Origin of the sequence: Pseudazoarcus pumilus, assembly GCF_002872475.1 — a bacterium.
GTDB classification, from domain to species: Bacteria; Pseudomonadota; Gammaproteobacteria; order Burkholderiales; family Rhodocyclaceae; genus Pseudazoarcus; species Pseudazoarcus pumilus.
This window is the reverse complement of sequence record NZ_CP025682.1, coordinates 453,194-465,445: the sequence shown is the minus strand read 5'-3', so window position 1 is coordinate 465,445 and position 12,252 is coordinate 453,194. Positions and strand designations below refer to the sequence as shown.

At 66.5% G+C, this 12,252-nt stretch carries 13 protein-coding genes; 7 read left to right on the top strand and 6 right to left on the bottom strand.

What is annotated here, in order from left to right:
* Positions 1–75: 75 nt before the first annotated feature.
* Positions 76–2,805, top strand: coding sequence for a DUF7933 domain-containing protein (locus C0099_RS02170; protein ID WP_123785208.1), 2,730 nt, complete (start codon positions 76–78; stop codon positions 2,803–2,805).
* Positions 2,802–3,245, top strand: a complete 444-nt coding sequence (locus C0099_RS02165; protein WP_102245921.1) for a type II toxin -antitoxin system TacA 1-like antitoxin — start codon at positions 2,802–2,804, stop codon at positions 3,243–3,245. The genes C0099_RS02170 and C0099_RS02165 overlap by 4 nt, the downstream gene beginning before the upstream one ends.
* A 51-nt stretch (positions 3,246–3,296) precedes the next feature.
* Here the strand turns inward: C0099_RS02165 and C0099_RS02160 are convergent, their stop codons facing one another.
* Genes C0099_RS02160 through C0099_RS02135 form a run of 6 tightly spaced genes read right to left on the bottom strand, consistent with a single transcriptional unit; the run spans position 3,297 to position 6,473 of the window.
* Positions 3,297–3,692, bottom strand: coding sequence for a NusG domain II-containing protein (locus C0099_RS02160; RefSeq protein ID WP_102245920.1), 396 nt, complete (start codon positions 3,690–3,692; stop codon positions 3,297–3,299).
* Positions 3,689–4,546: an RNase adapter RapZ gene (rapZ, locus tag C0099_RS02155; RefSeq protein ID WP_102245919.1), complete on the bottom strand. Its 858-nt coding sequence runs from the start codon at positions 4,544–4,546 to the stop codon at positions 3,689–3,691. Before rapZ ends, C0099_RS02160 begins: the two co-directional genes overlap by 4 nt.
* A gap of 13 nt (positions 4,547–4,559) precedes the next feature.
* Positions 4,560–4,703 carry a DUF1289 domain-containing protein gene (locus C0099_RS02150; RefSeq protein WP_102245918.1) on the bottom strand — a complete coding sequence of 48 codons (144 nt, stop codon included), beginning with the start codon at positions 4,701–4,703 and terminating at the stop codon, positions 4,560–4,562.
* Complete coding sequence (locus C0099_RS02145) at positions 4,700–4,885, bottom strand: DUF1289 domain-containing protein (protein ID WP_102245917.1); 186 nt, start codon at positions 4,883–4,885, stop codon at positions 4,700–4,702. Before C0099_RS02145 ends, C0099_RS02150 begins: the two co-directional genes overlap by 4 nt.
* A gap of 44 nt (positions 4,886–4,929) precedes the next feature.
* The gene (locus C0099_RS02140) at positions 4,930–5,859 is read right to left on the bottom strand and encodes a hydroxymethylglutaryl-CoA lyase (RefSeq protein WP_102245916.1); all 930 of its coding nucleotides are present in this window, start codon (positions 5,857–5,859) and stop codon (positions 4,930–4,932) included.
* An 11-nt stretch (positions 5,860–5,870) separates the two neighbouring features.
* Positions 5,871–6,473 carry a 2-hydroxychromene-2-carboxylate isomerase gene (locus C0099_RS02135; RefSeq protein WP_102245915.1) on the bottom strand — a complete coding sequence of 201 codons (603 nt, stop codon included), beginning with the start codon at positions 6,471–6,473 and terminating at the stop codon, positions 5,871–5,873.
* Positions 6,474–6,585: 112 nt separating this feature from the next.
* Between C0099_RS02135 and C0099_RS02130 the strand changes: the two genes are divergently transcribed.
* The 5 genes from C0099_RS02130 (at position 6,586) to C0099_RS02110 (ending at position 12,166) form a co-directional block, all read left to right on the top strand.
* Positions 6,586–7,620, top strand: a complete 1,035-nt coding sequence (locus C0099_RS02130) for an MBL fold metallo-hydrolase (RefSeq protein WP_228151629.1) — start codon at positions 6,586–6,588, stop codon at positions 7,618–7,620.
* Positions 7,621–7,633: 13 nt separating this feature from the next.
* Positions 7,634–9,469, top strand: coding sequence for a class I poly(R)-hydroxyalkanoic acid synthase (gene phaC, locus C0099_RS02125; protein ID WP_102245913.1), 1,836 nt, complete (start codon positions 7,634–7,636; stop codon positions 9,467–9,469).
* The gene (locus C0099_RS02120; RefSeq protein ID WP_102245912.1) at positions 9,466–9,909 is read left to right on the top strand and encodes a putative toxin-antitoxin system toxin component, PIN family; all 444 of its coding nucleotides are present in this window, start codon (positions 9,466–9,468) and stop codon (positions 9,907–9,909) included. The genes phaC and C0099_RS02120 overlap by 4 nt, the downstream gene beginning before the upstream one ends.
* A gap of 42 nt (positions 9,910–9,951) precedes the next feature.
* Positions 9,952–11,055 carry an alanine dehydrogenase gene (gene ald, locus C0099_RS02115; protein WP_102245911.1) on the top strand — a complete coding sequence of 368 codons (1,104 nt, stop codon included), beginning with the start codon at positions 9,952–9,954 and terminating at the stop codon, positions 11,053–11,055.
* A gap of 142 nt (positions 11,056–11,197) precedes the next feature.
* Positions 11,198–12,166: a TAXI family TRAP transporter solute-binding subunit gene (locus C0099_RS02110; protein WP_102245910.1), complete on the top strand. Its 969-nt coding sequence runs from the start codon at positions 11,198–11,200 to the stop codon at positions 12,164–12,166.
* The last annotated feature ends 86 nt before the right edge of the window (positions 12,167–12,252 follow it).

Sequence of the window (12,252 nt, the reverse complement as noted above, 5' to 3'; positions counted from 1 at the left end):
CGCTTGGACTATTCGTACGCATCCGGCCACGTACGCCTTGGCCGGACATCGGCAACGTAGAGTTAATGTTTCGCCATGCCTCATCCCAACTGCTACACCCTTTCCTCACTCTCCCTGACCGGTACGCTCGCGGCGCTCTCCATTGCGAGCCTCGCCCTTGGCCCAGACATGGCGCACGCGGAGGGCAGCCGAAGCCTGTATCCGGCAGACTACGAGAGCAATTCCGGACGAACGCGCGCTGCGCTGCGCGTCGATCCCGACGACCACTACTTTGACTCGATACCCGACACCCATTTCCTGTATGTCTACGCCGAAGCGGGCGAGTACATTCTGGTGGGTTCGCGCAACCGCATCGATGCCGACGAAGACGGACGAGGCGACCGGGACATCCGCATCTACAACCCGCAGGACTTCGGTACACCAGGCATGGAAATTTCCTGGCCAGACAAGGAGCCGGGGTTCGACGTAGCGTTTTCCTGCGAGGAGGGGCTGGATCCCGATGGCGCTGTAGCCGAAACCGGCTCCGGCCCCCACTACTTCGACGACAGTGTTGGCACAAACGGCATCGAAGGACTGATCGGCCCCGACGGCGAAAGCTCGGGCGGCAATGCAAGAACATCGGAGCTGACAGGCCCGAACAGCGCCGACAACAGCGTCACTGTCATGGATGGCTGGAAGCCCTGCGCCTATCGCGCACCGCTCACCGGTATCTACGGCGTCTGGTTCGAGGACTGGACCGGCACAGACATCACGTCGTCGACCAGTGTGACCAATCCCGACCCAACGGACCCCAGCCAGGGAGACGAGGTCGTGTCGGTCTGGGACATCACGGTGCGCGCGGACGCGACCACCACGACGGACATCGACGGGCGCGTATTCACCTACAAGTGGACGGGTGCCAACAATTCGTACGGCACCGGCGAGCGTCTCTACATCACCCTGTACTACGTCACGACCGACGGTTATCGCTACCGGCAGGAGTTCAAGGGCATGTCGCCGGCGAACCACATCTTCTACGGCAACACCTCGGGTTTCCTGGATCAGGGTGAGCCGCTGTACAAGAATGTGCCGATCAACACGTTGCCTGCAGGAGTCACTGCCCAAGCGCCGCAGTTCCCGATCTTCTTCAGCGATATCGACCCCGATGGGCCGAACGGAGCGGAAGTGAACAAGGTGCTCCCAGCGCTGGGCATCCCTATCGACCCAGTCCCGCCCACGATCGGCAACCTCGTGTTTGAAGGCAATGTTTCCGGCTCGACCTCCTCGCTGGGTGCCGGTGGGACGTTTACGTTCAGTTCCACTGACACCATTTCCTATCAGATCGTCGTCAGCCGCGACGGGGTCGATTTCGACCCGGCCAATTCTGGCAACAGGACGCTCACGGGCCTGGCCGGGACCGGCAGCCATCGCGTGACCTGGAACGGCAAGGACAACCTCGGCAACGACTTCCCCGTCGGCGGCCCTTACGCCTTTGAGCTGATCGGTCGCAGTGGCGAAACGCATTTTCCACTACTCGATGCGGAGCGCAACGACTTCGGGGGACCGGTGCTCACTCGCCTGAATGGCGGCCCGGACGGGCGCAACACCGTGTACTTCGACGACCGGGGCTACCTCACCCGCAGCGGCGATTCGGTCGGCACGATTGGTGAGCCCTGGCTGATCGAGGGCGACGCCACGGACGCGCCCTCGCCCTACTTCTCCCTGCTCGGCGTGGATTCCTCGGACCCCAACCTTTCGAACATCACGACATCTTTCAGCCCGAAGTATTACCGCCAGTGGGAGCGCCGCAGTTCGTCCGAAATCGATCATTTCGGCGACAACAAGGCGCTGGATCTGTGGACCTTCCAGACCACGGCTGCCCAACAGAACACGCTGACCATCATCGCTGCCGCGGTCGAGGTGGATCTCGCCACCAACATCGCCGTACCAGCCGTTGCCACACCGGGTGGCACGGTGTTCGGCGATGTGCTGTTCCAGAATACCGGCTCTGTGGATTCAAACGCGGACGAGGTGATCGAATACGGCATGAACTTCCCCGGTGGCTGCCCCGAAGCGCTGGTCTTCAGCTTCCCGGGCAATGCGGGCGCCAGTGGCTCCTGCAGCGGCGGCACGGTCAGTTTCACGGGTCTGCCGCCGACGCTAGGGGGCGGAGACCAGTTCACCGTGCTGTTCAACTACGAGGCCCCCGCGAACGGCCAGGTACCCGTGTCCTCGACGATATCCGTGGATCCGTCCGAAAGTCTCACCGCCAACAACTCGGATAGCGGACTCACCGGCGTATCCAGCGCTCCGGTGCCGCCCTCCGTTGCCAAGAGCTTCGCGCCAGAATCCATCGTCGAAAACGGTGTGTCGACACTCACGCTAACGCTTGGCAACACCAATGCCGCGGCGCTGACGCTGACTTCCGCACTGGTCGACACGCTGCCCGACGAAGTCGTCGTGGCCGACACACCCAACCTGGGAGGCACCTGCCCGGGCACCGCCGACGCCAGCCCCGGCGGCGCCACACTGAGCTACGCCAGTGGCGCGAGCATTCCGCAGGATGGCTGCACTATTACCGTCGATGTCACTTCCAGTGTTGCGGGCAGCTACACCAACACCATCGCGGCAGGCGCGCTGCGAAGCGATGGTGGCAACAACGCCGATCCCGCCACGGCCGAACTGACGGTCGCCGCCGCAACCGCCATCACCGCGATACCAACGCTGTCAAAGCTGGCGATGGTCGCGCTGGCCATGTTGCTGGCCGGATTCGCGCTGCGTAAACGTCAACCTGCGACAATCTTGCACAAGTCGACGACGCGATGACACAAACAGCCCCCGACTCGACCATCCGACTGGCATTACGCATGACTCGCGAGCAACATGAGTTGCTGCTCCAAGCGGCCACAGCCGCAGGCATGTCGGTACCGGACTTTGCAATTGAGAGCATCGTTCGCTCCGCCCATCGGCTCATGGGAACCGAAAGTGGCGTGCAAACAACGCACAGATTCGATCAGTCCGTTTCGGCCGGACCGGCAGGCCAACACAGCGCACCCCGTACTTCGTTCACGAAACCGGCTCTGATGCGCTGGCAATCGATGTCCGAGGCGAGGCGTCGATTGCTGCTGTCGAACGTCTGGTGCAGTCGTTGTCGCCACGAAGTGACGATTACCGATTTCAGCGCAGCCATCAAGGATGGCGACCTCCTGCTTGTCGGTCGCTGTGCCGAATGCCGTGGCGATGTCGCCCGGGTCGTCGAAAGCTGATGTCTGTGGAGAGCAAAGCCCTCTCGCCCTCCCCGGTCTCCCCCTCACCGTTCAGTAATTCAACGAATCGAAGTCCGCCGAACCACCCGCCAGCGACAGGCTGACCTGATTGGGTGCGCAGATCGCGGTGGAGCCGGCGCGCGTGAGCCAGCCCTGGCGCACGCAGTATTGGCGCGGGCCGGGGTCCTCGGCGACGCGCGCGCGGCCGGGCTGGATCTCGATGCGCGTGGTGCCGAGCGGGCCGGGCACTTCGATGAACTGTTCGCGTGCGAGGCTGGCTTCGGCGAAGACCTGGCCACCGGCACGAACCACGACCTTGTCGGGTGCGCCGCCACGCCACAGCATCAGCACCGAGCCGATGCACACCGTCACCGCCAGCGCCAGCGTGACGAAATCCCCCGGACGCAGCAGCGTGCGCCACTCCGGCCCCAGCGCGAAGCCCTTCATGCGCCGCCCTTGCGCTGCTCGATCGAGCGGTGGCGCACCAGCACGCGCACCTGGCCACGGAATTCGCGTGCCAGGCGCTCGGCCAGATACACCGATCGGTGCTGGCCACCGGTACAGCCGATGGCCACCGTCAGGTAGCTGCGGTTGTCGCGCACGAAACTGGGCAGCCAGTCGGCGACGAAGCGTCGGATATCCTCGGCCATGCGCCCGACGTCCGGGATCTGCGACAGGAATTCGGCCACCGGCGCATCGCAGCCGGTGAGCGGGCGCAGCACCGGGTCGTAGTGCGGGTTGGGCAGGCAGCGCACGTCGAAGACCAGATCGGCGTCGAGCGGAATGCCAAGCTTGAAACCGAAGGACTGGAACATCAGCGTCAGCCCGGCGGTGGGGTCGGCGCCGACGAAATCCTTGACCCAGGCGCGCAGCGTGTTGGGCGCCATGTCGCTGGTATCGAAGTTGTGACCCATCTCGGCGATCGCCTCGAGGGCCGCGCGCTCGTGGTGAATGGCCTCGGCCAGCGATATCTCGTCGCTCGCCAGCGGGTGGCGGCGACGCGTTTCCGAAAAGCGCGCGATCAGCGTGTCGTCGCGCGCGTTGAGAAAGATCAGGCGCAGGTCGTCGACCAACTTGCGGGTGTCGGCAATGCGCTCGGGCAGGGCCGCGATGCTCGCGCCCGAGCGCACGTCCACGGCCACCGCGACGCGCCGGTGACCGGCGTCGCGCAGGTATTCCACCAGTTGCGGCAGCAGCATCGCCGGCAGGTTGTCGACGGCGAAATAGCCGTAGTCCTCGAGCGCCTTGAGCACCACGCTCTTGCCGGAACCGGACAGGCCGCTGATCAGCACGATCTGCATGGCGTTCTCCGCGTCATTCGTCATCGCTCGCCGCCGGTGCAGGTTCCGCTTCCGCACCGCTCCCGCTCCCGAAGATCTCGTCGGTGGCGCGGCCACAGCCCTGGCACACCCCGGCCTCCCAGTCGATGTCGCACAAGCCGAGGCATTCGTCGTTCATCGCGCCGAACCCCCGCAGTCGATTGCGGCGCGGCGCTCGCGCAACCGCGCCAGCACCCGACGCCGGGCGTCGATGTCCATGCCACCCCAGCGCGCGATCTCGTCGAGCGTGCGCGCGCAACCGGCGCACAGGCCGTTGGCGTCGATGCGGCAGGTGCCGATGCACGGCGAGGCAGATTCCATCCCGGACTCCAGTGTCGACGATCCTGCTTTGTCCGCGCCCGTGCTCATCGGTTCTCGCAGGCCTTGCCGCGCTGCGCCAGACGTGCGGGCGCGACGCGCGAAGCCGGCCTGCGGCCCAGTTCATTGCTGATCCACGCGGCGGTATCGACGAGCGCGTCCAGATCGACGCCGGTGTCTATGCCCAGCCCCTGCATCAGCCACTGCACGTCTTCGGTGGCGACGTTGCCCGAGGCGCCCGGCGCGTACGGACAGCCGCCCAGCCCGCCGACCGAGGCGTCGAACACCGCGATGCCGGCCTCGAGCGAGACCAGGATGTTGGCGATCGCCATGCCCCAGGTGTCGTGATAGTGCCCGGCCAGCTGCGCAGCGGGAACGCGTGCGAGCACGGCGTCGAGCATGGCGCGGATGGTGGCCGGGTTGCCGCTACCGATGGTGTCGCCCAGGGATACCTCGAAGCAACCCATGGCGATGAGCCGCGCCGCGATATCGGCCACCGCACGCGGCGCGACCGCGCCTTCGTACGGGCAGCCGGCCACGCAGGAGATGTAGCCGCGCACCGGCAGGCTCGCCTCGCGCGCGGCCGCCAACACCGGCTCGAAACGCGTCAGCGACTCGTCGATGCTGCAGTTGATGTTGCGCTGGCTGAACGATTCGGACGCCGCGGCGAACACCGCGACCTCGTCCACACCGGCCGCGCGCGCCGCCTCGAAGCCCTTCAGGTTGGGCGTCAGCACGGTGTGGCGCACGCCGGGGCGACGCGAGGCATTGACGCGCGCCATCACCTTGGCGGCATCGGCCATCTGCGGCACCCACCGGGGCGAGACGAAGGCGGTGGTTTCGATCGTCGTCAGCCCGGCATCGGCCAGGCGTGCAACCAGTTCCGCCTTGGTCTCGACCGAGACCGGTAGCGGCTCGTTCTGCAGGCCGTCGCGCGGGCCAACCTCGACGATGCGCACACGTGAAGGCAGAGTCATCGCACCGTCTCTCAGAAGCCGCCCTGTTCGAGCCAGCGCTCGATCTGCGGCAGGCGGTCCACACCCCAGAAGGGCTCGCCGTCGATGACGACGAAGGGCGAGCCGAACACGCCGCTGGCGATCGCCACTTCGCACACCTCGCGGAGATGGGCCTTGACCGCATCGTCGGCGGTCGCGCCGGCCACTGCCTCGGGGGCGATGTCGAGCTTGCCGGCGACACCCTCGAGCACGTCCATCTGCGAGATGTCGCGCCCGTCTACGAAATAGGCATGAAACACGCCGATCGCGAATTCGTGGGCGAGGCGTGGATTACGCGACTCCAACCAGTAGAAAACGCGGCAGGCCTGGTGCGTGGACACCGGAAAGGCCTCGGGCATCGTGAACGGCAGACCGAGAAAGCGCGCGCTGCGCGCCAGGTCGTGCTTGCTGTACGGCCCCTTCATCGGCTGGGAAGGCAAGGGCTGACCACCGGTGTGCTTGAACACCGCACCCAGCAGGAAGGGGCGCCACTTGACCTCGCGCCCATGCTTGGCGGCGAGCGTGTCGATGCGCTCGGCCATCATGTAGCCGTAGGGGGACGAGAAGTCGAACCAGAAATCGATGGGGTCGGCCATGACGCAAAACTCCTTGGGCAAAGCGGTTGGCGATCCCGACAGTTTGCCATCTCGTGCCGAGCCGGGCCATCGCGGCTACCATGCGCACAGATTCCCACGGAGAGTCCACGACGTGAGCCGTTCCGACCCGCTCGACTACCCCTTCGGCGAAGTCCCCGCACCCACCACACCGACCCGCGTGGCGCCCGGCGTGTCCTGGGTGCGCATGCCGCTGCCCTTCGCCCTCGATCACATCAACCTGTGGATGCTCGACGACGGCGACGACATGGTGCTGGTCGACACCGGCTTCGGCACCGACGAGACGCGCGCGCACTGGAGGCGCATTCTGGAGGCCGACGGCCGACGCATCTCGGGCGTGGTGGTCACGCACTTTCACCCCGACCATCTCGGCCTGGCCGCATGGATCGCCGCGCGCGACGACGCAACGGTGTACATGACCGAGGCGGAATACCTCGAAGCGCTGGCCCTGTGGCACCAGTTGCCCGGACATTGCGTGGCCGACATGGTCGCCTTCTTCCGCAGCCATGGCCTGCCCGAGCCGCGCCTGGCGGCACTCGAGGCGCGTGGCAACACCTACCGGCGCGGCGTACCGGAACTGCCACGCACGCACCGGCGCATCTTTCACGGTGACCGCCTGACCATCGGCGGTCGCCACTGGCGCGTCGTCGTCGGCCACGGCCATGCGCCCGAGCACGCCAGCCTGTATTGCGCCGAGGACGGCATACTGATCTCCGGGGACATGCTGCTGCCGCGCATCTCGACCAACGTCAGCGTCCAGGCCGCGGCCCCGCTCGACGATGCGCTGGGATGCTTCCTGCTTTCGCTGCAGCGCATCATCGACTTGCCCGGCAACACGCTCGTGCTACCATCACATGGCAAGCCGTTCCGCGGAATCCGGGCTCGTATCGAACAACTCGAAGCCCACCACGCGGAACGCTGCAGCGCAGTATTGCAGGCGTTGGATCGACCCATGAGCGCGGGCGAACTGCTGCCCGTGCTGTTCCCTCGCGAACTCGACAACCATCAGGTGATGTTCGCGATGGGCGAAGCCGTCGCCCACCTGAACCACCTCGCGCAACGCGGTCTGGTCGAGCGCGTGAGTGGTGACGATGGCACGGTACGTTTCGCACGAAGACACCGCAACTGAAGGAGCTTTGCCGATGGCCGCCACGACGCAGGACAAGCCCACCCCGCCCGATCCGCAGGAAGTCGCCGCGACCTATGCCGAAGTCGCGCAGCGCGCGTCGAAGATGTTGCAGGAACACATGCACCGGCAGATGCGCGAAGGCGTGAAGGCGCCGACGGACGAACTCGGCGTTGCCCAGGCCTTCATGGACATGTCGGCCAAGCTGTTCGCCGACCCGATGCGGCTGGCACAGGCGCAGTTCAAGCTCTCGATGGATTACATGAGCCTGTGGCACAACGCCATGCAGCGCATGATGGGCATCCCCGTCGAGCCGGTGGCCACGCCAGAGAAGGGCGACCGACGCTTCCGCGACGACGAGTGGGAAGATCACTTCCTGTTCGATTTCATCAAGCAGTCCTATCTGATCACCGCGCGCCACATCCACGACACGGTCTCCGGTGTCGAGGGGCTGGACGAACAGACGCAGAAGAAGGTCGATTTCTTCACGCGTCAGTATGTCGACGCGCTCAGCCCGTCGAACTTCGCGATGACCAACCCCGAGGTGCTGCGCGAGACCGTCGCCAGCAACGGCGCGAATCTGGTGCGCGGGCTGGACAACCTGCTGCGCGACATCGAACACGGCGACGGCGAGCTGCGCATCCGCATGACCGACCTCGAGGCCTTCGAACTGGGCAGGAACGTCGCCACCAGCCCCGGCAAGGTCGTCTTCCAGAACGAGCTGATGCAGCTCGTGCAGTACTCGCCGTCCACCGACAAGGTGCGCAAGCGTCCGCTGCTGATCGTGCCGCCGTGGATCAACAAGTTCTACATCCTCGACCTGCGCGAGAAGAACTCGCTGATCAAGTGGTGCGTGGACCAGGGCAATACGGTGTTCGTGATCTCCTGGGTCAATCCGGACGAGCGCCTGGCGCAACTGGGCTTCGACGCCTATCTGCGCGATGGCGTGCTGGCTGCGCTCGACGCCGTCGAACAGCAGACCGGCGAACGCCAGGTCAACGCCGTGGGCTATTGCCTGGGCGGCACGCTGCTGGCCACGGCGCAGGCCTGGCTCACCGCCAAACGCCAGAAGCGCATCGCCTCGACCACCTTCCTGACCACGCTCACCGACTTCTCCGAGCCGGGCGAGCTGGGTGTGTTCATCGACGAGCAGCAGGTCGCCAGCCTCGAGAGGAAGATGAGCGAACGCGGCTATCTCGAAGGCTCGGAGATGGCCACCACCTTCAACATGCTGCGCTCGAACGACCTCATCTGGTCCTTCGTCGTGAACAACTACCTGCTCGGCAAGGACCCGTTCCCGTTCGACCTGCTCTACTGGAACTCGGATTCGACGCGCCTGCCGGCGAAGATGCACAGCTTCTACCTGCGCAACATGTATCTGGAGAACCGCCTGGTCGAGCCCGGAGGCATCGAGATCGACGGCGTCAAGATCGATCTGGGCAAGGTCAGGACGCCGGCCTACTTCATCTCCACGGTCGAGGATCACATCGCGCCGTGGAAGAGCACCTACATCGGCGCGCGCCATCTGGGCGGGCCGGTGCGCTTCGTGCTCGGCGGCTCGGGCCACATCGCCGGCATCGTCAATCCGCCGGTGGCCAACAAGTACTGCTACTGGACGCCGGGCAGCGACGAGTTGCCGGAGAGCGCGGACGACTGGCTGGCCAACGCGCAGCAGCAGGCCGGCTCGTGGTGGGACGACTGGAACGCCTGGCTCGAGGCGCAGGACGGCAACAGCGCCCGCGTGGCCGCACGCGACCCGGCCGCCGGTCCGCTCGAAGCCATCGAGGAAGCGCCCGGCAGCTATGTGAAGTTCCGCCTCGACCGCAAGGCGGAAGCCGACACGCCGGCATGAACGTGCCCGCGCGGGCGGTGCTCGACACCAACACGGTGATGGCGCTGTGGTGGTGGCAGGATGCGAAGCTCGCGCCGCTGGCGCGAGCGATCGACACCGGTGCGTTCTTGCTGGCCGCGCGCGAGGACACGCTCGAGGAACTGACCCGCGTGCTCGCCTACCGCCAGTTCGCGATCCCGGCCGAGCGGCAGACGCACATCGCCGCGACCTATCGCGCGCGGTGCGCGCTCCCGACCCCATCCTCGCCCGAATCTGCGCCCCTGCCCATGTGCCGCGACGCCGACGACCAGAAGTTCCTGGAGCTGGCGCGCGACGCCAACGCTGCGCTGCTGATCAGCCGCGACAAGGCCCTGCTGCGACTCGACCGCCACCGTCTGGTGCGCTCGCTGTACCGCATCCGCACGCCCGAAGCGGTGTGTGCCGAACTCGAAGCGCACTGAGCGGCTACACTGCGCGCATCGGAATCGAGTCGGAGGAACGCGATGCGCGTAGGCATCCCCCGTGAAATCAAGAACCACGAGTACCGCGTCGGCCTGCTGCCGGCCGGCGTCGGCGAACTCGTCGCGCGCGGGCACGAAGTCTTCGTCGAGCGCGGCGCCGGACTCGGGGCCGGTGCGCGCGACGCCGACTATCGCGCGGCCGGCGCAACGCTGACGGACTCCGCGCGCGAGGTCTTCGACGCGGCCGAGCTGATCGTCAAGGTCAAGGAGCCGCAGCCCGAAGAGTTCGCCCACCTGCGCGCCGAGCATGTGCTGTTCACCTATCTGCATCTGGCACCCGATCCGCAGCAGGCGCGCGCGCTGATGGATGCCGGCCTCACCGCGATCGCCTACGAAACCGTCACCGATGCCCACGGTGGCCTGCCGCTGCTCGCGCCGATGTCGGAAGTCGCCGGGCGCATGAGCGTGCAGGCCGGCGCGCATTGTCTGGAGAAGGCCGCCGGCGGGCGCGGCGTGTTGCTCGGCGGCGTGCCCGGCGTGGAACCGGGACACGTCGTCGTACTGGGTGCCGGCACGGTCGGCAGCAACGCGGCGATGATCGCCTTGGGCGTGGGCGCACGCGTGACCGTGATCGACCGCTCGCTCGACGCGCTGCGCCGCAGCGTGAATCGTTTCGGCACGCGCGCGGCGACGCTGCACGCGAGTCGCGAGGCCATTGCACGCAGCCTCGCCGATGCCGATCTGGTGATCGGCGCGGTGCTGGTTCCGGGCGGTAACGCACCGAAACTGGTCACGCGCGAGATGCTCGTCGCGATGCGCGCGGGCAGCGTCATCGTCGACGTGGCGATCGATCAGGGCGGCTGCTGCGAGAGTTCGCGCGCCACCACCCACGAGGCGCCGACCTACGTCGAGCAGGACGTCGTGCACTATTGCGTGGCGAACATGCCCGGCGCGGTGGCACGCAGCGCGACCCAGGCGCTCAACGCCGCGACCCTGCCCCATGTGCTGGCGCTCGCCGACAAGGGCTGGCGGCAGGCGCTGACCGATGACGCGCATCTGGCCGAAGGGCTCAACGTACACGCGGGCGGCATCGCGCACGCCGAAGTCGCCGATGCCCTCGGCATGGCGCACCAGGCGCTCGCCTGAGGTCCGCGAACGGCCGTGCTGGCGGTCCCGCGCAAACGGCGTTATCTTCACCGGTAGTGAAATTCAGCGCTGCGGGCACACGCGATGTTCGCGTGACCCCTGGCGCTGGAACACTGCCCCACAGAGACAGGAGGATTCGTTCATGAAACGACTCACCGCACTGGCCGCCGGCCTCGCACTGCTTGGCAGCCTTTCCGCGACACCCGTCGCAGCCCAGCAGCAATTCGTCACCATCGGCACCGGCGGCGTCACTGGCGTCTATTACGCAGCCGGCGGCGCGATCTGCCGCCTGATCAACATGGGCCGCAAGGAGCACGGTATCCGCTGTTCGGTCGAGAGTACCGGCGGCTCGGTCTACAACCTCAACACCATCCGCGCCGGCGAACTCGACTTCGGCGTGGCGCAGTCGGACTGGCAGTATCACGCCTACAACGGCTCGAGCAGCTTCAAGGACGCCGGTGCGAACAAGGACCTGCGCGCCGTGTTCTCGCTGCATCCGGAACCGTTCACGGTCGCCGTACGACCGGATGCGGGCGTCAAGAGCTTCGCGGATCTGAAGGGCAAGCGCTTCAACGTCGGCAACCCGGGTTCGGGCACGCGCGCATCGATGGAGGAACTGCTCTCGGCAATGGGCTGGACCACGGCCGACTTCTCGCTGGCCTCGGAACTGCGTGCCGACGAACACGGCGCGGCGCTGTGCGACAACCGCATCGACGGTTTCTTCTATGGCGTCGGCCACCCGTCGGCCAACATCCAGGATCCGACCACGACCTGCGGCGCCAAGCTGGTGCCGCTGACCGGGCCGGCCGTCGACAAGCTCGTGACCGAGCGCCCCTACTATGCCAATGTCGCGATCCCGGGCGGGCTGTACGCCAACAACCCCGATCCGACCCCGACCTACGGCGTGCTGGCAACCTTCGTCACCTCGACCAACACCTCGGCCGATGTCGTCTACACCATGGTCAAGGCGGTGTTCGAGAACTTCGAGGACTTCAAGAAACTGCACCCGGCGCTGGCTCATCTCAAACCCGAGGACATGATCAAGAACGGTCTGTCCGCGCCGCTGCACGACGGTGCCGTGCGCTACTACAAGGAGAAGGGCTGGATGTAAGCCCGCGGGCCCGCGCCCCGGCGCGGGCCCGACGCCGGCCCGGCAGTCGCCGGGCCGTGCCCCGACCATGCGTCGCGGACCCGCGC

Bases quoted from the DNA above. Each gene is read 5' to 3' on its own strand.
- C0099_RS02170 (WP_123785208.1), top strand. From the start codon at position 76: ATGCCTCATCCCAACTGCTACACCCTTTCCTCACTCTCCCTGACCGGT.
- C0099_RS02165 (WP_102245921.1), top strand. From the start codon at position 2,802: ATGACACAAACAGCCCCCGACTCGACCATCCGACTGGCATTACGCATG.
- C0099_RS02160 (WP_102245920.1), bottom strand. From the start codon at position 3,692: ATGAAGGGCTTCGCGCTGGGGCCGGAGTGGCGCACGCTGCTGCGTCCG.
- rapZ (WP_102245919.1), bottom strand. From the start codon at position 4,546: ATGCAGATCGTGCTGATCAGCGGCCTGTCCGGTTCCGGCAAGAGCGTG.
- C0099_RS02150 (WP_102245918.1), bottom strand. From the start codon at position 4,703: ATGAACGACGAATGCCTCGGCTTGTGCGACATCGACTGGGAGGCCGGG.
- C0099_RS02145 (WP_102245917.1), bottom strand. From the start codon at position 4,885: ATGGAATCTGCCTCGCCGTGCATCGGCACCTGCCGCATCGACGCCAAC.
- C0099_RS02140 (WP_102245916.1), bottom strand. From the start codon at position 5,859: ATGACTCTGCCTTCACGTGTGCGCATCGTCGAGGTTGGCCCGCGCGAC.
- C0099_RS02135 (WP_102245915.1), bottom strand. From the start codon at position 6,473: ATGGCCGACCCCATCGATTTCTGGTTCGACTTCTCGTCCCCCTACGGC.
- phaC (WP_102245913.1), top strand. From the start codon at position 7,634: ATGGCCGCCACGACGCAGGACAAGCCCACCCCGCCCGATCCGCAGGAA.
- C0099_RS02120 (WP_102245912.1), top strand. From the start codon at position 9,466: ATGAACGTGCCCGCGCGGGCGGTGCTCGACACCAACACGGTGATGGCG.
- ald (WP_102245911.1), top strand. From the start codon at position 9,952: ATGCGCGTAGGCATCCCCCGTGAAATCAAGAACCACGAGTACCGCGTC.
- C0099_RS02110 (WP_102245910.1), top strand. From the start codon at position 11,198: ATGAAACGACTCACCGCACTGGCCGCCGGCCTCGCACTGCTTGGCAGC.